Origin of the sequence: Mobiluncus mulieris (assembly GCF_014204735.1) — a bacterium.
In the GTDB taxonomy this organism is placed as follows: Bacteria; Actinomycetota; Actinomycetes; order Actinomycetales; family Actinomycetaceae; genus Mobiluncus; species Mobiluncus mulieris.
Genome location: NZ_JACHMA010000001.1, coordinates 676,846 through 700,830, shown reverse-complemented (window position 1 = coordinate 700,830; position 23,985 = coordinate 676,846). Strand labels below are relative to the sequence as shown.

The 23,985-nt window shown below is 49.2% G+C and carries 17 protein-coding genes; 7 read left to right on the top strand and 10 right to left on the bottom strand.

Translation table 11 applies throughout. The annotated features are described in order from the left end of the window. Position 1: 1 nt before the first annotated feature. Positions 2–298 (bottom strand): Asp-tRNA(Asn)/Glu-tRNA(Gln) amidotransferase subunit GatC, encoded by a 297-nt coding sequence (gene gatC / locus F4555_RS03160; protein WP_004014525.1) that lies wholly within the window; start codon positions 296–298, stop codon positions 2–4. Positions 299–535: 237 nt separating this feature from the next. Here gatC and F4555_RS03155 point away from each other — a divergent pair, with 237 nt between their 5' ends. Further along, entirely contained in the window at positions 536–1,822 is a 1,287-nt protein-coding gene (locus F4555_RS03155; protein WP_115326085.1) for a phospholipase D-like domain-containing protein, read from the top strand. Between the two features lie 80 nt (positions 1,823–1,902). On the opposite strand, the gene F4555_RS03150 is transcribed toward F4555_RS03155, so the two are convergent. Beyond that, positions 1,903–3,093, bottom strand: a complete 1,191-nt coding sequence (locus F4555_RS03150; RefSeq protein WP_004016970.1) for an ROK family protein — start codon at positions 3,091–3,093, stop codon at positions 1,903–1,905. A gap of 67 nt (positions 3,094–3,160) precedes the next feature. Here F4555_RS03150 and xylA point away from each other — a divergent pair, with 67 nt between their 5' ends. From xylA to nhaC, 4 genes are all read left to right on the top strand, one after another. Then, entirely contained in the window at positions 3,161–4,339 is a 1,179-nt protein-coding gene (gene xylA, locus F4555_RS03145) for a xylose isomerase (RefSeq protein ID WP_115325423.1), read from the top strand. Positions 4,340–4,467: 128 nt separating this feature from the next. Then, on the top strand, positions 4,468–5,847 hold the full coding sequence (gene xylB / locus F4555_RS03140; RefSeq protein WP_115325424.1) for a xylulokinase: 1,380 nt from the start codon (positions 4,468–4,470) through the stop codon (positions 5,845–5,847). A gap of 31 nt (positions 5,848–5,878) precedes the next feature. Next, positions 5,879–7,123: a MalY/PatB family protein gene (locus F4555_RS03135; protein WP_231282732.1), complete on the top strand. Its 1,245-nt coding sequence runs from the start codon at positions 5,879–5,881 to the stop codon at positions 7,121–7,123. A 2-nt stretch (positions 7,124–7,125) separates the two neighbouring features. Continuing rightward, the gene (gene nhaC / locus F4555_RS03130) at positions 7,126–8,643 is read left to right on the top strand and encodes a Na+/H+ antiporter NhaC (RefSeq protein WP_115325425.1); all 1,518 of its coding nucleotides are present in this window, start codon (positions 7,126–7,128) and stop codon (positions 8,641–8,643) included. A 263-nt stretch (positions 8,644–8,906) separates the two neighbouring features. Here nhaC and F4555_RS03125 read toward each other — a convergent pair whose 3' ends face one another. From F4555_RS03125 to F4555_RS03095, 7 genes are all read right to left on the bottom strand, one after another. Next, entirely contained in the window at positions 8,907–9,953 is a 1,047-nt protein-coding gene (locus F4555_RS03125; protein ID WP_211580343.1) for an aldose epimerase family protein, read from the bottom strand. A 127-nt stretch (positions 9,954–10,080) separates the two neighbouring features. Then, on the bottom strand, positions 10,081–11,322 hold the full coding sequence (locus F4555_RS03120; protein ID WP_115325427.1) for an AGE family epimerase/isomerase: 1,242 nt from the start codon (positions 11,320–11,322) through the stop codon (positions 10,081–10,083). Positions 11,323–11,336: 14 nt separating this feature from the next. Next, complete coding sequence (locus tag F4555_RS03115) at positions 11,337–12,536, bottom strand: ADP-dependent glucokinase/phosphofructokinase (protein ID WP_115325428.1); 1,200 nt, start codon at positions 12,534–12,536, stop codon at positions 11,337–11,339. 13 nt (positions 12,537–12,549) lie between these two features. Beyond that, entirely contained in the window at positions 12,550–13,410 is an 861-nt protein-coding gene (locus F4555_RS03110; protein ID WP_004012661.1) for a ketose-bisphosphate aldolase, read from the bottom strand. A 35-nt stretch (positions 13,411–13,445) separates the two neighbouring features. Continuing rightward, positions 13,446–14,291, bottom strand: a complete 846-nt coding sequence (locus F4555_RS03105; RefSeq protein WP_004012662.1) for a carbohydrate ABC transporter permease — start codon at positions 14,289–14,291, stop codon at positions 13,446–13,448. A gap of 3 nt (positions 14,292–14,294) precedes the next feature. Next, positions 14,295–15,194 carry a carbohydrate ABC transporter permease gene (locus F4555_RS03100; RefSeq protein ID WP_231282729.1) on the bottom strand — a complete coding sequence of 300 codons (900 nt, stop codon included), beginning with the start codon at positions 15,192–15,194 and terminating at the stop codon, positions 14,295–14,297. Positions 15,195–15,265: 71 nt separating this feature from the next. Continuing rightward, entirely contained in the window at positions 15,266–16,555 is a 1,290-nt protein-coding gene (locus tag F4555_RS03095) for an ABC transporter substrate-binding protein (RefSeq protein ID WP_004012664.1), read from the bottom strand. Between the two features lie 165 nt (positions 16,556–16,720). Here F4555_RS03095 and F4555_RS03090 point away from each other — a divergent pair, with 165 nt between their 5' ends. After that, the gene (locus tag F4555_RS03090) at positions 16,721–17,521 is read left to right on the top strand and encodes a DeoR/GlpR family DNA-binding transcription regulator (protein ID WP_004012665.1); all 801 of its coding nucleotides are present in this window, start codon (positions 16,721–16,723) and stop codon (positions 17,519–17,521) included. 89 nt (positions 17,522–17,610) lie between these two features. On the opposite strand, the gene ligA is transcribed toward F4555_RS03090, so the two are convergent. Then, a complete protein-coding gene (gene ligA, locus F4555_RS03085; protein ID WP_115325429.1) occupies positions 17,611–20,364 on the bottom strand; it encodes an NAD-dependent DNA ligase LigA in 2,754 nt (917 codons plus the stop codon). A 152-nt stretch (positions 20,365–20,516) separates the two neighbouring features. Between ligA and F4555_RS03080 the strand changes: the two genes are divergently transcribed. Beyond that, entirely contained in the window at positions 20,517–23,891 is a 3,375-nt protein-coding gene (locus F4555_RS03080) for an FtsK/SpoIIIE domain-containing protein (RefSeq protein ID WP_115325430.1), read from the top strand. Positions 23,892–23,985 lie beyond the last annotated feature (94 nt).

Here is a 23,985-nt window from a genome sequence, read left to right as displayed (position 1 = left end):
TTCACTCCTCCCCCAAGATTTGCGGAACCCCAAACATGCCGGCCTCCGGGTGCGGGGCTTGCGCCAAGGTTTCGTCATGATCCAAAGTCGGCCCCACAACATCCTCGCGCCACACATTCGTCAGGGGAATCGGATGGGAGGTCGCCGGCACATCAGGGGTGGCGACCTCGGACACCTTTGCAACCGCATCGGAGATAACCCCCAAGTCGGCCGCGATTTTTGTTATTTCATCTTCGGTGAGCGCAATCCGAGCCAGGCTCGCAACGCGCCGCACTTCTTCTGCATCAATAGTGGACATGTTTCGAGTTTAGTTCAAAGCCGGCGATAAAGATAACACTCGGCAGGGTTTTGGCGAGTTTATGGCGCACTGCCGGGTTTCGCTTAGGTGTGGTGGAGGGTTACGTGTTCATGAGGTGCCACCCAAGAAACGATTTAAGCCGACACGGCGAACCACTGAGAAATTAATGTTGCGCCCAGTCAGAGAAAACTTTCTTGCCGAGACTGTTAGTCTTGTTCTATGAGCGTTCGTAGTGGCATGTTTCGTGGACTCGCGAAATTTTTCACGCGACTGTCCGACAAAGCGGTGCAAGCCCCGGAGAGGTTGCCGCGAATCCTGGGACGAGTGGCTGCAGCTTTCTTAATCTTCGAGTTCATCGCCGGGTTTATCACTTTCATGATTGATACTCTGCGCGCCTGGCGTCCCGCGCCGGTGGCGGCCTTCCCCATAACGGAACTGCCCCCGGTGGATGTCCACGGCAACGACATGAAGGTTTACACTTCCGGGGCGGAACTCTACCAGGCGATGCTGGATGAAATTCGCCAAGCCCGGCGCAACGTATTCTTCGAGACCTTCATCTGGAAAAATGACGAAATCGGACGTTTATTCAAGGATGCTCTGATTGCAGCGGCGCGCCGTGGAGTGCATGTGTTTGTGATTTGGGATGCTTTCGGGAATCTGAGTGTCCCCCCGGCATTCACGGATTTCCCCCGACTGACACATCTGCATGTGATGCGTTTCGGCTTATTCCGCTCGTTTTTTCTGTCTTTCCATTCCACCGGACGTGACCACCGTAAACTCCTGGTGGTGGACAACCGGGTGGGTTTCATCGGGGGATACAATATCGGTTCGCTCTATGCTAATCAGTGGCGCGATACGCATCTGCGGATAGAGGGTGCGGCGACTTTGGAATTGGCTAATGCGTTCACGGATTTCTGGAACACGCACCTGTCACGCCGCCTGCCGTCGCTGCCGAAATACCCCGGCCAACAGTGGTCGCGACACATCGCGGCAGCGCGTAACGAGCCGAATCGGTGGTTGTTCCCAGTGCGAGGGTTGTACATCAATGCTTTGGGGCGAGCCCAGCGCAACGTGTGGATTACCCAAGCGTATTTCATCCCGGACAAGGATATTCTGGACGAACTGACCTCGGCGGCGAACCGGGGAGTGGACGTGAAAGTCTTGATTCCCGAGATTTCCAACCACATCGCCGCCGACTGGGTAGCGCGGTCATTTTATTCACCACTGCTAGAGGCTGGGGTCGAAATTTGGTTGTATCAAAACGCGATGGTGCACGCGAAAACTGCGACTGCGGACGGGGTGTGGACCACGATTGGTACCGCGAATATTGATCGCTTGTCGATGACCGGAAACTACGAAATTAACCTAGAGGTTTACTCGCCCGATTTGGCTGCCCAAATGGAACAGGTTTTTCGCAACGACCTGGGTAATGCCCGCCAGCTTACCCTGGCGGAATGGGAAGAACGCCCTTGGTTGACACGCGTTATCGAAGGCGTGCTGCGCCCCCTCGGTTCGGTGCTGTAGTTGCTGTTTGCTGCCCGTTTCCTTTTGTCGGTTTCATGAGGTGTCATCCCCGAATCCTTGCTTTCATTCCGGATGGCGCCTCATGAAGCCGAAGCCGCAAAAGCGGCCGGATTCTTTAGCACCTGGTTCAACACCGCAAACGCGGCACCAGTCGCACGCTTTCCCGAATCTAAACGAATCGGAATAATATTGAAAGATGACAAATCCCCCCACAAAACCCGAGTCCGCAGCTCTTCCATGGTTGGTTTTACCAGGTAATCCGCCAGTCTCCCCAAATGCCCACCGAAAACAATCGTAGAAATATCCAGCAAGTTCATAGCCGCACTAATAGCAACCCCCAAAGAAACCACCGCTTTACGTACAGTCTGCTCGCAGCGTTTATCCCCCAATTTCAGCTTGGAAAGCAGTTCCTCAATACTGGCAACTTGAGCAGCGGCACACATGGCGCGCTGTCCGGCGTATACTTCCAAACACCCAGTAGATCCGCACGCGCACGGCGCCCCAACCGCATCAACACAGACATGCCCTAGCTCCCCGGCCCAACCGTGTTTACCAGTTCTGACCACGCCTTCGGTAACATAGGCTGAACCAATCCCAACTTCCCCGGAAACATACAAGAAATCCTGCAGTTCAGAGGGCTGACCGGGGGAATTCTGGGACACCGTCAACGCCGCGCAATCGGCCTCGTTGAATACAGAAATCTTGCCAGAAAGCCCCGCCTGGCGCGCCAAACCCACCAAATCCACCGCAGGCCACCCCAAGTTGGGCGCCACCAATATATGCTCCGTTTGGGAATCTACCATACCTGGAACTGCGAAAGACGTACCCACCAGATTGACTTCAGCGTCCGTTTCCCCCAGGCATTCTTCAATCAACCCCATAGCCATGTCGACCGCACGCGGAGGTTCTACCCCGCGAAAATCATCGTAGATAAAGCGCTTAGCCAGCACATTTCCGGCCACGTCTATGACTTTTACCGCCAGAATAGCCACGTTAATCTCCACCCCAATGGCGGCTACTTTCCCAGAACTAGGTACCAGGAGTTTGCCCGGTCGTCCCCGCTTCCGTTGTTCCGGGGCTTCGCGTTCTTCAATCAGCCCCCAGGAAATCAGTTCATCAACCAAAGTCCCCGCTGTAGAACGAGCCGCGCCGATAGAGGCCGCGACCTGAGCGCGGTTAGGCGGAGTTTTGGATAACAGTATGGACTGCAGTGCCAGACCGATATTTATGGAACGCAAAGATTCCTGGTGAACCGTGTTTTGACGTGTCATACCTTGACAATATCGCAAAAATATGTTTTTGTTGTATGGTCGAATTATTTCTAGTAAAGGAGCTCATATGGTTCGCAACCCCACCAAAGCAGACAGATTTTCCTTCGGTATATGGACAGTTGGTTGGACAGGAACCGACCCTTTCGGCACGGATTCTCGTAGTTCGCTAGACCCTTGGGAATACGCGGATAAACTGGCGGAACTCGGTGCCTGGGGTATCACATTCCATGACAATGACGTATTCCCCTTCAACGCCAGCGAAACAGAAAGAAACCAACGAGTAAAACGACTAAAGGATGCCGCCGACAAGGCCGGCTTGGTCATCGAAATGGTCACCACCAATACTTTCACTCACCCCGTGTTCAAAGATGGTGGATTGACCTCTAACGATCGAGCTGTGCGTCGTTTTGGACTGCGTAAAGTACTTAAAAACGTCGACTTGGCGGCCGAAATGGGCGCTACCACTTTCGTGATGTGGGGTGGCCGAGAAGGCGCGGAATACGATTCCTCGAAGGATCTCTACGCCGCCCACGCCCGATATGCGGAAGGCCTGGATACAGTGGCGGCCTATATCAAGCAGCAAGGCTACAATCTAAAGATTGGCTTGGAACCCAAGCCTAATGAACCCCGGGGAGATATTTTCCTGCCAACCATCGGCCATGCGCTCGCCCTGATTGCTACCCTGGACAACGGGGACGTTGTCGGATTGAACCCAGAGGTCGGCCACGAACAGATGGCGAACCTGAACTATACTCACGGCCTAGCTCTGGCGTTGCACTCCGGCAAACTAGTGCATATTGACCTCAATGGACAGAAAGGGTTGAAGTACGACCAGGACTTGGTGTTTGGTCACGGCGATTTACTCAGCGCTTTCTTCACTGTGGATTTGCTGGTAAACGGATTCCCGGCCTGCCCCGACGCGCCTCTATACACCGGACCGATACATTTCGATTACAAACCCAGCCGCACCGAAGGAATGCAAGGCGTGTGGGAATCCGCACAAGCCAATATGCGCAGCTATCTGGCCTTGGCAGAAAAAGCCAAAGCCTTCCGCGCCGACCCCGAGGTGCAGACACTCATGAAGGAAGCCTCGGTTTACGAACTGGGCGAACCAACTTTGGACAAAGACGAAAACATCGAGGACTTTCTGGCCAAGGATGAACCCTTCGATGTGGAAGCGAAAGCACATCGTGAATACCACTTTGTCAAGCTCTATCAGATGGCTATTGAACATCTAGTGAGCTGACGCGGTTTCGTGCGGGGGCAATAAGGTTGTCTTGCCCCCGCTCCCATTTCTTTTGAAAGATTCCTTTTATGTATTCCCGGCAACGCTCCTAAAATATTCCCCCGAATTCTCGCCCGAAAGGAATAAAAATGAGTCTGGTACTTGGCATTGATTCTTCCACGCAGTCAACGAAAGCGTTGCTGGTAGAGGCTGAAACAGGGAAGGTCGTCGCCCAGAAGCGTCATCCACACCCAGATGGCACCTCATGCAACCCGGCCGCGTGGCTGGAAGCCCTGCATAACACTTGTGACGAACTGCTGCCCCGCGCCGAGGCGGTGGCCGTGGCGGGACAGCAGCACGGCATGGTGGTGTTGGACGAAAACGACCGGGTAATCCGTGACGCATTGCTGTGGAATGACACCCGCTCGGCGGCGGCAGCTAAGGATTTAATCGCGGAACTGGGCGGTAAAACGGCTGCAGCACAGCGTACCGGCAGCGTGCATGTAGCTTCCATTACCTCTACCAAGTTGCGGTGGTTACGCGATGCGGAACCAGACAATGCGCGGCGGGTGCGTCGGGTGGTGCTGCCACATGATTATTTGTCTCACGAGCTGAATGCCGATAAGACTGTATGGTTCACGGATCGGGGGGATGCTTCCGGTACGGGGTATTTCTCGCCACGCAAAGATGCGTGGGATACGGATTTGTTGATACAAGCCTTGGGACATGAGGCGGCTGTTCCAGATTTACCCGTTTCTCCCAACCAGAACATGGGGAAAACAGAGACTGGAGCGGTGATAGCACCGGGAACCGGGGACAACATGGCAGCCGCTTTGGGCTTGGCTATGGGTGCCGGGGACGTTTCGTTGTCTGTGGGGACTTCCGGAGTGGCCGCGATGGTGTCCAGCCGCCCGACTTTTGACGCAACTGGTTCGGTGACTGGTTTTGCGGACGCGACTGGGAATTGGTTGCCCTTGGCTTGCACCATCAATGCCGCGAAAATCCTGGATTTAGGGGCACGACTGTTGGGAGTTAACCACGAGGAGTTTTCCCAGTTGGCATTGGCCGCTCCCCCGGGTGCGAATGGGGTTACGTTGCTGCCTTATCTGGATGGGGAGCGCACTCCTAACCGGCCAGGTGCTTCCGGGATGTTTCGCGGTTTACGTTCCACGAGCACCCGAGAGGATTTGGCACGTGCTTTTGTAGAGGGGCTAGCCTGTTCCTTGGTTGACGCGGCCGGTTTCTTACGTGAAGCCACGGGGGAAACCGTAACCCGCTATCTGTTGATTGGTGGGGGCGCTAAGTCAAAGGCACTGCAACAGATTTTGCCCGGAGTCCTGGAATGTCCCGTGATATTACCACCGCCGGGGGAATACGTGGCTTTAGGCGCGGCAGCTCAGGCCGCCTGGGTGCTCTCCGGTTCCGAACAGCCACCCCGGTGGGAGCTTACCGGTACCGCCGTGCTGGAAGGCAAACCGTGCCCGCAAGTCCTGGATAAGTACCATCAACTAGCGGCAGATACCCATTAGCCAACTGCAATTATAACAGTAACGATGCGAAATGGCGCAGCAACCTGTAAAAACAGATTATAATACAGCTTTTCATAACAAGGAGGATATGAAAATGAGGATGTTTGATTTTGATAGAAATATCGACCGACGGGGATTTAACAGCGTAAGTTACGATTTTATAGCCCCTAAATATGGGCAAGAGGCAATCTCTCTTTCAATAGCAGAAATGGATTTTCAAACTTGTCCCGAGGTCTTAGAGGCTGTAACAAATAGCGCTAAACATGGAATATATTCTTACACAGATGTCCCAAATACATACGGAGAAGCATGTGCTAATTGGTTTAGCAATACACACAATTGGTTTTTTAACCCAGATAATGTTGTCTTCAGTCCTAGAATAATCGAACTAGTCGCAGGTATATTCAATCATGTTTTTCATAATCCTCGTTTCGCAACATTTTCACCGTTTTATGCTCCAATTGTAAACACCGCAGTTTCTTGCGGCGGCCAGTTATATACAATTCCGTTAAAAATTAATAACGATGGGTTATGGACTTACGACACCAAAGCCTTGGAGGAAGCATTTGAAGGAATAGATATATTCATATTAACAAACCCACATAACCCAACTGGTAGAGTTTGGTCTGAAGACGAATTAGCCAAAATAGCTAATTTAGCAGCACTTAACGATGTTCTAATAATATCAGACGATATCCACTGCGATATCCTTCGTGAAGGAGTGAAATGGCATCCAATTGGTATGTTGTGCTTAAGAGAAAAGATTAATAGCGCGGTAGTAAGCTGTGTATCACCTGCAAAAAGTTTCAATTTAGCAGGACTCGAAGCAGCAGCAGCTATCACCTCCGATGCGGAGCTGCGAAGGAAAATGCGAAAATCGCTACAATTATCTGGAATACACAATCCAAATTATTTTTCCATTCCTGCCGCTATATCTGCGTGGAATTCAGATGGAACGTGGATGAGAGCATTAAATAAGTATATAGACAGGAATTTAAAATTTGTTACCAATTTCCTTCAATCTAAAGCGCCATACATAAAATTTTATTTTCCCGAAGGGACATATCTGTTATGGTGCGACGCATCAAAAGTAATTTCATCCTCAATATCATATGAATATTTAGCTCAAAAGTCGCATGTGGTTATAAGCCCAGGAGATAACTTTGGAGCAGCATGGAAGGGCTATTTCAGAATAGGAGTAGCGATACCTCGCTCAAAATTGGAAGTCGCAATGATACGACTTCTCAGCCAATTACAAAATACACGAAAGGTATAGACATGTTTAGCAAGAATACAAGAAAAAAAGATGAATCAGATAAGAATAGGCAAAAAAAATCCCCTACTCTGGTAGAGGCTTTATTGCCGATACTAGCTCTTATCATTTTTATTGGAGGCGGTTACTTAGCATTTAAGTTACCCGTAGAACCGATGATACTTCTATCTGCGGTTGTAGCTTCTTTTGTAGCTTTAAGGCTTGGCTACAGTTGGGAAGAAATGATGGTGATGGTGTCGCAAAAAATGGCAAAAGCCTGGCCAGCGCTACTCATCCTTCTAATGGTAGGTTTTCTGATTGGAGCATGGATGGCAGGTGGATCAATTCCATTGATGATTTACTGGGGTTTGAAAATAATTAATCCCCAATATCTCGCTTTCATCGCACTTATAGTTACGGCTATAGTATCAACGTGCACCGGAACTTCGTGGGGATCTGCGGGAACTATCGGAGTAGCATTTATGGGTGTCGCTATAGGGATGAATGCAAACCTCCCAATGGTAGCTGGTGCTGTAGTAGCAGGAGCCTATTTTGGCGATAAAATGTCTCCACTGTCCGACACAACTAATCTTGCATCTATGATTACCGGAGTGAACATTTTCACACATATTAAGAATATGCTATGGACTTCAGGCCCGGCCTTTGTACTTGCTATGGTTATTTACCTAGCGATTGGCTTAGCTACACCAACAGACGCTGAGGTTCCAGAAAAAGTGGGTACCATGTTGCAACAGCTTGAGGCCGCATTCAACCTTAATCTCATAGCAATAATTCCAATAATTGTAGTTATAGCTGGTGCTGCTATGCGCTTTCCTACTATACCTGTTATGTTCTTATCCTCAGTTCTAGCAATGGGTAATGCTTTATTTTTCCAAGGTCAGTCAATTCAAAATGTTGTTCAGTCAATAATCAACGGTTTCAAGCTTGACATGATTAGTCGACCGGCATGGTCTAAAATAGAGCCCATAGAAGATATTTCACGTCTTCTGGAACGGGGTGGCATGAACTCGATGTTAGGTACGTTACTGATTTGCTTTTGCGCTATATTATTTGCAGGTATTATGGCACTATCTGGTTCACTTGAATTTATAACTGAACGAATACTTGGAAACGTAAAGTCAAGATTTGGATTGATTGCATCAACAGTTTGCATTTGCTTAGGAACTACAGGAGTTACTTCCAATGGACAAATATCAATTATTATGCCAGGCGAAGTACTTCGCCCATCTTACATTCGACGCGGAATAGCACCAAAAGTACTCTCCAGAACTATCGAGGATTCTGTATCAGTCACAGAGTGCCTTATGCCATGGACAGCAGCAGGTGCCTACATGGCAGCGACACTTGGCGTTTCTACATTTGCTTACCTTCCTTGGGCTGTATTTAACTGGTCCGGTATGGTCATAGCACTTATACTAGCAGCCACTGGTTTAGGGATAACGTATCTTACAAAGTCAGAACAACTTAAGCTCCTCAGCGCTGAGGGTTTGAATAAATCGGATATAATCACTGAAGGGAAGTAAATTTAAGATAACTTATTCACCATTATTACCCAAGAATTGCGGGTATCTAGTTTTAAGCTAGATACCCGCAATTCTTGTGAGTAAAAATATTGAATCTTTACATTTCATGTAAATATTAACACGTATGGTGTTTTGGGATGGTTGTCTCGGCGAAAACAATTGGCGTTTTTGTTAGACTAGAGTTCGCTAATCTCTTGCATAAAATGAAAATCGTGGACGTCAAATAGTTTGCGCAGTGATTGCAATGTTTCAATCGTAGCATCTCATAGCGAAGCTTCAACTTCAAAGCGCCATTCTATGCGCGCCTGCCACTGTTGCCCGGGGCGTAAGGTAATGTCAGGCCACGTTGGATGGTGCGGGGAGTCGGGATAATACCCTGGTTCTATAGCAATGGCATCTCCCTGGCGCAGCCATTGTCCACCGACTCGCTGCATAGTAGCATCCAAAGAATTCCCGGTATAAACTTGGACGGCAGGCAAATCTGACCAGATTTCTAAGGCTCGACCGCTGTCTGAGTACACCAAGCGAGCACAGCGGCGCAATCCGGAGCCACGAATGCAGAAACTGTGGTCAATGCCGTGTGCCAGCCCAATCTGAGGGTGGGAATCGCGCACTATAGACCCGAGCAATCGAGATTTCCGCAGGTCAAAGGGAGTTCCTGCCACCGAGGCGATTTCTCCCACCGGAATGGATTGCGCATCAATAGGCAGATACTGCTCGGCTTCCACTAACAACTCGTGGTTATCTATACTGCCACCACCAGCCAGATTCCAATAGACATGGTTAGTTAATGACAGTACTGTGGGCGCGGTGGTGGTGGCAGTGAGGTTCAAGCTGAGAGTGCTCCCCTCTACCCGATATATAGCCGTGACATCCACTTCCCCCGGAAAGCCTTGATCACCATCGGGACTGGTTAGGGCAAGGGTCAGCGCACCCGGGTCTTTGTGGGTTACCCGCCAGATGCGCGAACAGAATCCCCCAGATCCACCATGGAGAGTGTTGCCGTATTCATTAGTGGCCACTTGGAAATCTTGACCGTCAATCGAAAAGTGGCCGTTTTTAATACGATTAGCAACCCGACCTATAATTGCTCCGAAGTAATCATCTTTTCGATTTTCTACAGTGTCGAACCCTACCGCTACTTCACTCGATGAATCATTTCCGCAAAGACGCACACTGTTTAGTGCCGCCCCCCAATCCAGGATTTCCGCAGTCAGACCACCCTTTGCCCTTATCGTGTAAGCGTGTACCGCTTGCTCGTCCAGTCGCCCGAAGTAACGACTGGACACACATGATTCCTCAGCATTCATAGATAAAATTCTACCATCTCATAATCATTTTAAACAAAATATAACATCGCAAATTAGAAAGCACTCTAATTTTGCTAATAGTCATATCACAGGTGTCACCTCTCTAATTAACTAGATATGTGCTTTACTAACGCTCAAAGATACCTCGCACTGCTAGCGCGAATGTTGGAGAAGCGGGAAGTTTATCAATCAACATTGCTTGGAGAGTATGGTAAATATCCGGTTTCCCACTCCATGTTGAAAAGGCAGGCTTGTTTGATTCATCAAGTTCATGAACATACCTACCTGGCTGGTCGCGGCAATACGTTTCAAGAAAATTCATAGCCTCACGCTCAAGATGCTCCCATTTCAAATGGTTTACTGTATCTAATTTTTGAGCTACACATGCTGCTACTACAGCCTCACAAGCTACCCAGTACATACGGCTGTGATTTACTGGAGTTCCATCAAAATCCACAGTGTAAACATAACCAGGAGCTCCATCACGGCACCATCCGTCTCTTTTACCAGCGTCAATTAGCCGCAAGGCATTCCCTAAGACTGATTCAGATATTTCAATCCCTAAATTCCTACACGTTACAACTGTCTGCAAAGCAAGACGCCCCCATTCGAAAGAATGACCCGGCGTAGCCCCGTAAGGCCTGAATGCATCCCCAGGTTTATCTTTATTGAAGTCATATAGGGGTTCATAACTTATCGAAAAATGCTCACAAAGTCTCCAATCAGAGGCAGATGCCATCTCTCCAACAACATGCTCTACCATATGTTTAGCTCTATTAAGATATTCGAGTTTTTCTAGCGCATCAAACGCAGCTAGATAGGCTTCAACAGTGTGCATTGCAGCATTTAAACCACGATAAGGCTCACACTCAGTAAAATCACGCGTATAGGATTCTTTCACCATACACGATTGCTTGTCCCACCATCGTTCAGTACTTACTTGAAGAGCATCCTCAAGAAGTATTTCAGCTTCATTTACTCCAGCAATTACAGCAGAAGATGCCGCAAGAATAACGAAAGCATGCGAATACGCCTCCTTTCTTTCACCCCTACCACTCGCCACACCAGTGGTAGATGAAATAGCGCTAAAATATCCACCATAGTCTACGTCATGAAAATAGTTACACAGACAGGAGATGCCATGAATAGCTAGCTCACGATATTGTGCACATTCGCTTTCTGGTAATAATTTATGAAGCATGGAGCCCAAAGCAAAGCAATGCGTCATTCTTGCCGTAATCCACAATTCAAGGTGTTTCTTGGTATCGATTCTACCCTCGTCATCTAACCACGCAAATCCGAATTTATGACGCGAGTTAACAGCAAATTTAAGTAAGTTCGAGATTTCTGATTCTCTGTCTAACATCATAATACACTCCTAGGTTAAATATCTTTCTCTAACAATTCTGACAATCCCCACACCAAACCTCCACAGAAACTATCACCAAGTCCAATAGTCGTAGGATAATTGGCGTTAATATCGATACTGGGAATACCAAAAATTTGACTTGAAGCAAGTTTATCCATAAGAATTTGAGCACGATAAACATAAGGCTGTTTCTTTATATATAAATATTTATTTACATCCAAATCATCACCATATAAAAAACGGGTTGACGCTAGATAAACACCTTTAGATAGAGCCTCTTTTATCTGATTAGCCGAAATTTTAGGACTAACCCCTGATGCAGCCACCCAATTTTGGGTATGAACTACTATCACCTCATTGGGGAAAAGTCGGCTGAGCCCCGTGAACATCTCGATAATTTCTTCAGGATTGTAGAGATTTATGCTCAGATTAAGGTATTTTTGCGCTTCATCTTCATTCATCGAACGAATATCAATAATACCACTTAAAGTAGAATTAATATCATACTTGAAACTATCAACATGAAACGCAGCTTCCTCATAGACGCAAATCATATTTGGATTAGCATTTCTTGAAAGTAGAGCAATTTCGTCACATTTTTTATCTATAATTACTTTATCGCGAATACCATTAATCCCTGAAATAAGAAAAATATCCGCAGAGCGAAGCGCATCTGATAATAGTGGAGATATGGTAACTAACGCATTTGGTTCGTCATTAACATAAATTAACCTATTTGGACGCTTCGATCTGATACATCCATCCGCTAACACGATTTCTACATCAGAGGGATACTGAATAATGAGGTGAGGATCCGCATAATTGGAATTCTCACAACACATAAGTTTGATATTATCCGGAATTAGATTATTAAACACCGGATTGCTGGATACTGCATGTACAATTGAGCCAACACCCATTTTTGCAAGTGCGATTCCAGCGCGAACCGCCGTTCCGCCTAGTGTTACCTTATAAGTAAAACAATCTGCAAATTCTAATAAATTATTTTTTGAAATGACGTATTCTTCGCCGCCTATACCATGCTCCATATACCAAAGTATACTAATCACTAAATCACGTATGGAGGAAATCGATGAGGGTCGTACTAGTTCGCCAACACGTAACTTCATATCTGTAACTAGACCTTGCAAAACAGTACTATCCCAACATATTTCATAATCTACGCATCCGGTTAGTCCCAGTACGATCCTCATCGAATTGCCTTTCTTAGTAAAGATTTGCCTTGCCTGCTGAGTTAAACAAATCAATTTTTTGCGAAGCGCACTCTTTTAACGCGGCCTCACAAGGAGGTTCAATAACATTAGGTTCCCTGAGACCTCGATCCTTCAACACTTCGCGCATCTTTGTAAAGTATACAGATTTAATATCAGAACTAATATTAATTTTGTTAATACCCTTCACAACGGCTTTAGCAATTTCGCTATCTGGATTATTCGAGCCTCCATGAAGCACCAATGGAACATTTACAGTTTTCTTAATTTCATGTAATAGGTCAATTTTTAGCTCAGGTTGCAAATCTGATGGATATAAACCGTGGCGTGTACCAATTGCTACTGCAAGAGAATCTGCCCCTGTAGCTTGCAAGAAATCTTTTGCTATCTGCGGGTCAGTGTAGATTATATCATTAGTGCCATTCTCTGCAAAGCCGTCAGTTTTACCGATAGTTCCCAACTCAGCTTCGACTTGAATTCCAACAGGGTGTGCTGCCTCTACTACTTTTTTCGTCAGAGCTACGTTTTCCTCGTAAGACAATAGCGATCCATCAATCATCACCGATGTAAATCCGCATTGGATAGCATGAATAACTTGTTCATAGCTAGCTCCGTGATCCAAGTGAATCATGGTAGGAACACTAGAGCGATATGCAGCTTGAATAACAGAAGGTATAAAATTATCCCCTATATGTTTCAACTCATCAGGATGTATTGCTATTATGTGAGGTGATTGCTTTTCCTCACATACTTGAATTATTGCATTAAGCATTGAATGACTCGAAATATTGAAAGCAGGTATTGCAAAGCCTTGTTCACTCGCAACATCTAACAGTTTGGTTCCTTTTAGTAACATTTCTGTCTCCTTCTTGTCTTATGTTGTTCGACCTTTTAGCTCTTTACTGAGCCAGAGGTCATTCCACCGATAAAATACCGTTGGAAGAAAATAAATAGAATGATTACAGGTATAGAGCCAAGAACGCTCATAGCCATCATTTCATTCCAATCGTATGAGTGCTGCCCCATTAAAAGTTGAATACCAATAGGAACTGTTCTCATATCATTCGTTCGTGTTAACGTCAAAGCAAATAGATATTCATTCCATGCAATCATAAAGGTATAAATTGCAACTGACAAAATACCTGGAATAGATATAGGCACAAGAATTCTCCATAGGGCTCCAAAACTAGTACTTCCATCCACCTTTGCAGCTTCATCGAGTTCTCGCGGTAAGGTATTGAAATATCCTGTTAGCATAATTATTGCATACGGAAGCGTCAGCACCATATAAGTAAAAATAAGCCCCTGGTAAGTATTGTAAAGTTTTAATGCCACCATCAATCCAAAATAGGGGATCAATAGAGTAATCGGGGGAATTGCTTGGACTGAAATTATGAAAATATTTATAATTTTCTTTCCCGGAAACTCGTAACGGCTGAATGCGTATGATGCCAAGATTGCCACTAAAAGAGTCAAGGTGGCCACCATCCCTGCAATAAAATAACTATTAGCAAAAAAACGTAGCTTTTCAGAATCCTTGAAAATGGAAATATAGGCATCGAAGGAAAAATTCTTGGTTATAATTTCAGGAGGAAATGCGAAAATTTCCGAGTTTAATTTGAATGAAGAACATATCATCCAGAATATTGGAAATCCCGCAAAAAAGGTACCCAATAGCAAACCAATAATTGCAATAAGCCTTCCAATTACGTCCTGTTGTTTACGACTTATCTTCATTTTTCACTCCGCTGCGTGTTGATGCCGTACGTAGAAAAAGGCTAGAATCATAGAAAGCGCTAGTATTATTACAGCGCTAGCTGCTGCTCCAGAAAAATCATAGTTAGAAAAAGCTAACTTATATGTAAATGTAGCTAGCATTTCGGTTCGGTTCATAGGTCCTCCACCTGTTGTCATCCAAATCAAAGCGAACTGCTGTGAAGTCCATATAAGATCCAACAAAGCCATCGAAATAATAATAGGACGCAACTGGGGAACAGTTATGGCAAAAAATGATCTAATCTTCCCGGCACCATCCACAGCAACAGCCTCGTATAAATCCCTCGGTATTCCCTGCAATCCTGCAAGTAGGCTTATCATAAAAAATGGGTAACCGGCCCAAATGTTAATAAACGTAACCACCCATAAAGCCACATCAGGATTGGATAGCCATTCCGGGTGACCATGAACCAAACCCAGGACATTCAATAAATAATTAATCACACCATTAGGATTTAAAAGTAACCTCCACAACACCGCAATGATTGCAACTGTTAGTAGCCACGGCAATACGAATATTGTTCTGAAGATGGCTTTAGTAATTCGTCCAAAATACTGCGTGTTCAGAAGCAAAGCAAAGCCTAATCCAATTAGCATATGAGCAATAACACTAATCACCGTAAAAAATAGCGTATTTTTTAGGGCGACATGAAATGTTGGATTTAGTAATACTTCATGATAGTTTTTGAATCCCACTAATGTCGAGTCTGGTGCTGTAATCACTCTATTCATAAAGGAATAACTGACTACTATGATTACAGGAATGAAGAGTAGGACAACCATAAAGACCAGCGTAGGCGTTAGATATGCATACGGAACTAATGTAATTTTCCGTTTGCCCCTCATTTGAGCTATTTCATCCATTGTTCTACAATCTTTCAATGAATGAGCCCTAGAAACAATCATATCAACCATCTCTAGGGCTCATACGCTCATCAGAATTTACTATTCCACTTAGACTCAACATCTTTGAGCACGGATGAAATATTAGCATTTTCAGAAAGTACTTGTTGTAAACCCTCATCAAATTCGCGCATCAGCTGTTCGGCAACGGGCAAACCAGTAAACTCGTTAGCAGGTACACCCGCATTCCAAATTTCAAACGCTTTTGCCAATATCTCATCCTTTTCAATGAAGCTTGGCTTCGCATCTTTATTCCCTGGAAACGCATTGGCAGCATCACACAATTTAGCATTAATATCTTTAGAAAGAAGAAATTCTACTAGTTTCCACGCCTGTTCTGGATGTTTTGTATTAGCTGAAATGCCTATCCCCCATGATGCGAACGGCATCCCTCGTTTACCGTCATAACCCGCTTTGGCCGGCAAAGGCGACAAATCAAATTTTAAATTTGGATTATTTTTACGGATTAGATTTACGTGCGCCAGCGAATCAATCATCATTGCCACCCGCCCATTGGTAAATTCTTCCACTTTGTCTTGCTCTTTCATGGTCAGCGCACCGGGTGCGATAACTTGATCATCCCACAGTTTTTTTATGTATGTTACAACATCTTCCACATCCTTATTTCCTTCTAGGAAAGGCTTCCCATCCTTTAGCATGGAACCTCCAGAAGCCCAAGCCCAAGGCATCACATCATTTTGAATACCGTTGGGTGCTTCCAGCGACAGAGGCAATGCCCATCCCTTTACATTGTCGTTGGTCACTGCTTTTGCCGCCTTAGCAAATTCTTCGCGCGTCTTGGGTGCCTCCTTAATTCCCGCCTTGTCCAGAATCTCCTGGTTCACGAACATTGGATACACGAAGTTAGTAACTGGAATCGAGTAAGTCTTGTCATCCACCTTCACCTGACTTACGAGCTTACTATCATCATACGATGCTTTTTTCATGACATCTGACAAATTGGCTATAGCACCTTGCTTCGCAAAATCATTTACCCAGGCTCCGTCAAGACCGACCACATCAGACATGGTGCCTGCTGCCGCACCCGCTACAATTTGTTCACGAGTTGAAGCGTACGGACCCGATAAAAGCTTAACCTTAATCCCAGGGTTATCCTTCTCGAACTCATCCATCAGACCACGTAGAGAGTTATCAGGTAGTTCAGGCTCCCACCATTGCGCAAATTCCAGTGTGATTGCATCACCATTCCCCTGTGCAGAAGAATTTTCAGAACTGCCTGCATCGCCGCACGCAGTAAGTGTAAGCGCCAGAGCCGCAACGCTCAAAGCACCCCAAGTTTTCGCTGATTTCCTGTTCATCATCAGTTCCTCCTAATCTTCACTGATTCACATAGTCAGTTGCTGACTTATGCTTGTAAATGCATTATAACGCATGTAAGCGCGTTTTGCAAGACCCGCAGCTGCAAGTTCTTGCTGGCTCACGCCTGTTCCTTATTTTTATGGACTACGCTGGTCTAACATGTAATCATGAGTGCTGAAAATAGTGACCTTCCAGCCCGTAGACGACGAAAGTTGCTCGAGTACATAGACAAGAACGGCCAGGGTACAGTCAACGATTTGTCAGAAAACTATGGTGTCTCCGTTGACACCATACGCCGCGACCTTGACCGACTCGCCGATGAGGGTTACGTAACCCGCACCCGAGGAGGCGCGGTAAGCACGCATAGCTCCACGCCTATAGAGTCAACGCTAACAGTACGAAGTAGGCTAAACACCCGTTCCAAGAATGCCATTGGGATGCTCGCAGCTAGCCTCATCAAGAATCAAGATGTAGTTCTGATGAATGCTGGATCCACAATCCTTTCCATGGTTCCTTACCTACGAGGGAAGCATGACCTTACTATCGGGACCAATAACCTATCGGTGGCGCAGGTGCTGCCTGAAAACTGTTGTCGTGACTTATACCTGTTTGGCGGAATTGTTCGCATTCACTCGCAGGCAACAATAGGGCCTATCCGACTCCCCTCTGCTGTCAATGGCTTAGACACACGCGTTCGGGCTGATATTGCTTTCATTTCTGTAGGAGGAGTTGAAGAGACTCTAGGCTACACAACTTCGTACCTTGCGGAGGCCAATATGATGGCTGAAATGGCAGATACCGCCCGCACAGTGGTTGTGTTGGCAGATTCTTCGAAGATTGGTCGCCAGCTGTTCTGTCAAATCGGTAGCCTGTCCATGGCAGATTACTTCATAACAGAGAAGCCTCTACCCGACTCAATCGCTCATCACTGGGAAAACGCCGGAGTCACTGTTCTTACACCGTCTTGACAGTCTCACTGTATCTGCATCCTCTGCTTGTTCGTAGGCTCATATACTTAAGGCGATGTGGAGCCCTAAATTAAGATTCCTAACCGGCATCACTGCACCCGGAATCCGCGCTCCAGCAAGGCGGGGAATTCCTCGGCGGGAATAACCGGGATGCCCAGAGCCTCGGCTTTGGCCAACTTTGATCCCGCCCCGGTGCCAGCCACCACCACGCTGGTTTTTTTTGATACCGAACCGGTCGCCTTTCCACCCCGATCCTCCACCGCGAGTTGCGCAGATTCCCGCGTGAAACCGGGGATATTCCCGGTGATAACAAGCGTCAATCCCGCCAGGGTTTGTTCCGGCTCCTCCCAGGCGCCGCTCTGGTTTTGCGCGGACATTCCGGGGGCACTCCCCTTTGCAGCAGGGAAGTTTTGCCCCCAGCTCGCCTCGATGCCGCCGGGATCTGCGGGTTCATGAGGGGCTTGCCCAGATTCAACGTCACCACCAGAGACATGACCTGTCCCGAAATCTGAAAACAAGTCTGGTTGAATTCCACCCGAATCCACCCCGGGGCTGGCACCTCGTGAAGCCGAAGCCAAACCTACCCCGAAATCACGCGCCCCCAGACCCAAACCGGCCTGAGTCCACGCCAAGACAATCTCTTGGTGCCACGGCACCCGAAACCAGTCCACAACCGAAGCGGCGATAACCGTCCCCACCCCCTCAACCTGTGATAAGTCCTCAACATCAGCCGCCGCTACCGCCGCCAAAGTCGGAAACTTCCGAGCCACCGCCCGGGCTGCCACCGGCCCCAAATGGCGAATCGAGAGCGCCACCAACACTCGCCAAGTTTCCTTAGAACGCGCGGCCGCCAACTGGTTGAAGAATGTTTCGACGGTTTTACCCGCCACCGGCTCGCCCAGCTCCCCCGCAACCAGGCCAAAAGTCGCTGCTTCCGCCGCCGTCACCCGTTTGGGCTTCGCCCAAAAAAAACGCACTTGCTGCCAGTCACGCCCCGCAGTTCCAGGAACCTCGCGCCACACGAAAACATCGCGCAAGTCCTTGGATTTCAGGTCAAATAACCCTGCCTCTGAACGCAACACTGGCTCCTGGGTCGGGGGCAACAGCGATTCTATTGCTCCAAGCTCCAACGGTTTCCCAGCGGGGACACGAATCTCGGTGCCATCCTCTAGCATACAACTGCCTCCCGCACTCAAGGCAGCCGCGACATCTGCCCGGCCGGCCTCCGGCTGAGTCAAAGCCAAAGCACCCTCTTCGCCCAGACCCTCTATATCCAAAGCGCCACGCGCCCCCACATGAATCAAACGCTCTGTGATTTGGGCGGGGCAACCGGCCTGGTTGGGACAGCGCAAATCGATATCGCCTTCTTTTTCCTGTCCTAAGCGTGTCCCGCAAGATGGACACATTTCGGGCATTACCCACTCTGGCAATCCCCTTGGACGCAAAGACAGCACGGGGCCGAGCACCTCCGGGATGATATCCCCCGCCTTGCACAACACCACCGTGTCCCCAGGACGCACGTCTTTACGCGCGACTTCCTTGGCGTTGTGCAAGGTGGCGCGCGACACATAGGATCCATCTACCAACACACGCTCCATCACCGCGAAAGGTGTGACCCGCCCAGTGCGCCCCACCTGGACTTCGATTCCCAATAGACGCGTGTGGACTTCTTCGGGGGGAAACTTATAGGCACAAGCCCAGCGCGGGGCACGCGCCGTGGATCCCAGTAGGGCGCGCGCGGCAAGATTGTCAACTTTCAACACCACGCCATCTATCTGATGGGAAAAATCGTGACGATGCTCGGTCATGGCTGCCAACACCGCGTGTACCTGCGTCAACGTCGTTAAACCTGCCATCCGCAACCCCAAAGACTGGGGGGTGCGCCGCACCGAAGGAATCCCCCACACCTCGAGCTGCCGATAGAAATCCTCTTGGGTTGCCATGGGTGATACGCCATCCGGCCACCCCTGTACCGCGCCCAGGCCATGCGCCAGAAATGCCAAAGGACGTTTCGCAGCTTCGATGGAATCCTTTTGTTTCAGTGAACCAGTCGCAGCGTTACGGGGATTGGCAAATAGCGGCATTTTCTTCAGCGTCTTTAGCTTTTCTTTGTCTCCAGCGGTTCGAGCCGCTTCCCAGGCGGCATTATTGGCTTCCCTTTCGGCGTTCATTTGGGCGAAATCCTCTAGGGGAAGATATACCTCTCCCCTGATTTCTACCAGGTGTGGAATAACCGTGCCACCCAAGGTCTGCGGTACGGTTTTGATGGTGCGCACATTCGCGGTCACGTCTTCACCGACGCGGCCATCCCCTCGGGTCGCCCCCGTCATGAGTTGCCCATCCACATACGTCAGGCTCATAGCCAAACCGTCGACTTTTACCTCGGCCGAAACCGTGAATGGCTTGCCTTCCAGGCCTTTTTCAACCCTTTCCCACCAAGCATCGACTTCTGCGGTCGAGAAAACATCATCAATGGATTGCATACGTTTCGCGTGAGTATGCGGAGGAAAGCCCTCTGTTGTTGCCACTGCAACCGTGTTCTCGGGAACATGCGCTGCTCCCACTGCTTCCGTTGTCGCTGCGGCCGCTCGTTTAACTCCCCCACCGCCCCCGGCTCCGCCCCCTACCGTCTGGGTGGGGGAATCCGGCGTGACCAGCGCGGGATAGCTTCCTTCTAAAAGTTGTAGGCGCACAAACAACGCGTCATAGTCCGCATCGGACAACCGGGTCACCCCGTGCTCATCAGGATTATCGTAATAATCGGCGCGAGCGGCCTCGATTTGCGCCACCAGTTCCTGGTGTTCGTTTTGTATCTGCGGGGGAATTTCGCGTTTCTTCCTCATGCATCTATCTTAATGGTGGGTCTTATCCAGCTAATCTTCTTTCACCCCTGCGTCTACCCGCACTACCGCATATCAACAGGCTCTCCCCAAAGTTTTCCACAGCCTGTGGAAACCCTTTGGGCAAATTTGCAAAAATCACTTAGCCTGAACTCATGGAAACGTTCTTAGAGCCACAAAATGCCTTGCGCACTCCCTGGATGTGGATTGTACAGTCAGGCCCCAACAGAGGTCAGGCTTTGCCAGTTACCCCAGGGATTTTCGGCCGCCTCAACGGGTTTGACGATCCGACAATTTCGCGGCGTAACCTGGAAATCCTCCCCCGTGGGAAAACGTTGCGAGCCGCCCCTCTACCGGACACTACCCCTGTGTATAGCATGTGGAAAACCTTGGGATTTAAGCGCAGAATCCGCCGCAGCGCGCGCTTGAAGCCGGGGCGTAAACTAAAAATTGGGCGCACTTTACTGGTGATTCGTCCCCGTCCCACTGACCTGCGGCTGGCACCCCCACCTCCCGTGAAACCGGGCTCATTGCGTTGGATGCTGTTCATGTTCCTGCCTTTGGTGTTTATGCTTGGCCTGGGAGTGTTTATTGGCTGGAGAGTGTTGGTGATTTTCGTACTATTAGCCGGGGTGGCGTTGTGGTGGTTCATGAGGCGCTTGTCTAATATTCCCAAACCAGAACACCTGTGGCTGGCTGCGGCTACTCCGATACGGTATCCGGCTCAAAAAACCGATGCACTGCGAGTATTCACGGGAAATCGGTGGTGCCGACGTTTCCTAGATTTGCCTGCCGGCGAGAATCTGTGTCTGACCGGACCAGGTTCCCAGGGCTACGCGTATTGGCTGGTAGCACAGGCTCTGGTTTTCGGGCAAGGATACCTCAGTCCAGATAACCCCGCCCCTTGGAAAGGCCAGAAACGACCGATTGCCGACAAGACTCGCGCAACAGAGGATTTGCTGGAAATCCGGGTGATGGCACCTAATGAAACCCCCAACTGTACCCAGCGACAGGTAGCCCTCACCATCACCCCCACGCCCCCCGCCTGGGCACAAAGAATCCTAGCGGTCAAAGCGAGACACGGTCGTCTGGGGGATTCTTGGTTCACCAGTCTCAAAGCCGCCTGGGAGCGAAACCCGCAAACTTGGCAGCTCGACCCACCCACCCCCGGGGAAACCCTGCCACGACAAGTCTCGCGCGAGATTCTGGGCGACACCGATACCGCCGGCATCATCGCCCAGTGGCGGGCGGAAAAAACCGGACTGACCACGCCCCTGGGTATCACCGACACGAATGTCACCTGGAATCTTGATTTGGTTAAGGAAGGACCGCATGCCTTGGTGGCCGGCACTACCGGGGCAGGGAAGTCGGAGCTGCTAACTTCCTGGCTGTTGGGACTGGCGCTGCGGTATTCCCCGGCTGAACTGCGTTTTATTTTGATTGATTACAAGGGCGGTGCAGCTTTTGGGGAGCTACAGCGACTGGCACATGTGCACGGAATGCTCACTGATTTGCAACCAGCGTTGACTCGGCGTGCTCTGTTGTCCCTGGAGGCATTCTTACGACGTCGTGAGGCGATTTTAGCCACGGTGGGGGCACGTGACATCGACCACTACCGGGATTTGACCGGCAAACGCCTAGCGCGGGTGATGATTGTGGTTGACGAGTTTCGCGCCTTGGCCACCGACCATGCCGACATGATGGAAAATCTGATTCGCTTAGCAACTCACGGACGTTCTCTGGGTTTGCACCTGGTGTTGGCCACCCAAAAGCCCGGCGGGATTGTCAACGCCCAGATTCTGGCCAATACTAACCTGCGTTTGGCCTTGCGGATGCGCACCGGTGCGGATTCCAGCGACATTCTGGGTGATGGGCGTGCCGCTCAGCTGCCGTCGATTCCCGGACGACTCTATTGGGAAGGGCAAAGCGAGGGACTGGCGCAAGCCGCATGGTGCGGAGCGGATTCCTGGGTGAGCGAGGTCACCGCCCAAATCGACACCGCTTGGCAGCAAATTTGCGCGGAGATGTCCAGTCCCAGCGTGTCCCTCGATGAAGTGTCCTCGCCCAGCAACGCTGACGACAGCACCGCCGACAAATCGCTTGACAATGACGCTATTTTGCCGGATAAGACAACTTCCGAGACTACCCTGCCCGCAATCTGGTTGCCGCCTCTGCCAGCCGCGATCCCCGCCCCGCCGCGAGCTTTCGCGCTCACTGACTGGCCTCGGCTCGCCACCCAAGAATGGCGCAGTCCCGAGTGCGCAGACGGACGGGATGTGTTCGGGATTTTCGGTAATCCCGGAACCGGGCGAAGCACTGCTGTGATGACCTTGGCCACTAATGAACTGAATCGCAAACCAGACGCTACCGTGCTGGTTGTAACCCCGACACCACAGCTTTTTACAGAGCTTGCCACCCAGGCGGGTCAACGAATCATAGTGTTCTCGCCCCGGGATTTGTGGCGCCTAAATAGACTCAGACACGAACTCGTCTCGGGTGGTTTCACGGATACCTTGGTATTGCTTGACCGCGCCGATTTGGTTGCTGAAGCGTTGGAACACATCAGTCCTGGCCAGGGGGTAAAGCAGCTCGAAGCGATGCTCAGCAGCACCGGGATAGGTGAGTATCGTTTGGCTTTCACCGCCCCGCTCGCGGCCGGTCGCTCGGCGTGGGGTACGCTCGCGTCGGGGCGTTTCGTGCTCGCTCCACGCGATACGGTTGATTTGCACACGGCTGGGATAGAGCCTCTCGGTTCCAAGGTCTCACTTCATGAGGTGCTTCCCGTAATTCCTAGCCCCGGTAGAGGGGTGTGGCTGGCCGGTGGTACTTGTGTCGAAGCACAGATTGGGCTGCCGCCCGCGTTAGTCCCCTCCCCGGAGCCCGCACATCCCGATAGTTTTGACCCCGGATTTACAGATGTCCCGAGCCCGGCTTCGGTTCTACCAGTCTTGCCGACACACCTGGAACCAGGGCAAATCCCCTGTTCAGAGGGATTAGTTGCCCTGGGCTGGGCTAGTGAGCGTCGCGAATGGGCGCGATTTACACCACATCGATATTGGCAAATTGAAGAGTCTAATGTAATGCGTGGGTTAGTTTCTCAAATAAAACGTGAATATCGCCGTCTAGGCTACAAAATCGTGGATTTAGAGAGTTTTGAACCTGAACAGAAGAACGAAAAAATCTTGGTTGTTGCGTCCGGAAATGAAGAAAACAGGATTAGATTGCAGAATGTCTGGGAAATGAGCAAAAAAGCCGAAAACTTTGACCTAACAATTCTGGAAATGCTATCACCAGGCACTTTTGTGCATAGTTTAGGTTCTATAGATAAAAAGTTTACCCATCAGACAACCACCATCCTAGCTTTTAACCAAAGTGTAGAATCGCGGCATCGCCTGGCGGGCAGCTTGGGTCTTGACCTAGAAACTCTCAGGAAGCTGCAGGTCACGACCGGTTATCCTACCATCTTGAAAGACGAAAATGGAATCACCCCACTACTACCACCATATGATAAAGTGAAACATCTCACGTAAAAATGTGTAATTTCCTGTTTACAACTCTTGAAAATTTGTCACGATAATGTCACCCTGGTTAAGTCGAATTTTTCTGAGTGAAGTTTTCCGAATT

Coding starts and splice junctions, on each gene's coding strand:
- gatC (WP_004014525.1), bottom strand. CDS start 298: ATGTCCACTATTGATGCAGAAGAAGTGCGGCGCGTTGCGAGCCTGGCT.
- F4555_RS03155 (WP_115326085.1), top strand. CDS start 536: ATGTTTCGTGGACTCGCGAAATTTTTCACGCGACTGTCCGACAAAGCG.
- F4555_RS03150 (WP_004016970.1), bottom strand. CDS start 3,093: ATGACACGTCAAAACACGGTTCACCAGGAATCTTTGCGTTCCATAAAT.
- xylA (WP_115325423.1), top strand. CDS start 3,161: ATGGTTCGCAACCCCACCAAAGCAGACAGATTTTCCTTCGGTATATGG.
- xylB (WP_115325424.1), top strand. CDS start 4,468: ATGAGTCTGGTACTTGGCATTGATTCTTCCACGCAGTCAACGAAAGCG.
- F4555_RS03135 (WP_231282732.1), top strand. CDS start 5,879: ATGGCGCAGCAACCTGTAAAAACAGATTATAATACAGCTTTTCATAAC.
- nhaC (WP_115325425.1), top strand. CDS start 7,126: ATGTTTAGCAAGAATACAAGAAAAAAAGATGAATCAGATAAGAATAGG.
- F4555_RS03125 (WP_211580343.1), bottom strand. CDS start 9,953: ATGAATGCTGAGGAATCATGTGTGTCCAGTCGTTACTTCGGGCGACTG.
- F4555_RS03120 (WP_115325427.1), bottom strand. CDS start 11,322: ATGATGTTAGACAGAGAATCAGAAATCTCGAACTTACTTAAATTTGCT.
- F4555_RS03115 (WP_115325428.1), bottom strand. CDS start 12,536: ATGAGGATCGTACTGGGACTAACCGGATGCGTAGATTATGAAATATGT.
- F4555_RS03110 (WP_004012661.1), bottom strand. CDS start 13,410: ATGTTACTAAAAGGAACCAAACTGTTAGATGTTGCGAGTGAACAAGGC.
- F4555_RS03105 (WP_004012662.1), bottom strand. CDS start 14,291: ATGAAGATAAGTCGTAAACAACAGGACGTAATTGGAAGGCTTATTGCA.
- F4555_RS03100 (WP_231282729.1), bottom strand. CDS start 15,194: ATGGATGAAATAGCTCAAATGAGGGGCAAACGGAAAATTACATTAGTT.
- F4555_RS03095 (WP_004012664.1), bottom strand. CDS start 16,555: ATGATGAACAGGAAATCAGCGAAAACTTGGGGTGCTTTGAGCGTTGCG.
- F4555_RS03090 (WP_004012665.1), top strand. CDS start 16,721: ATGAGTGCTGAAAATAGTGACCTTCCAGCCCGTAGACGACGAAAGTTG.
- ligA (WP_115325429.1), bottom strand. CDS start 20,364: ATGAGGAAGAAACGCGAAATTCCCCCGCAGATACAAAACGAACACCAG.
- F4555_RS03080 (WP_115325430.1), top strand. CDS start 20,517: ATGGAAACGTTCTTAGAGCCACAAAATGCCTTGCGCACTCCCTGGATG.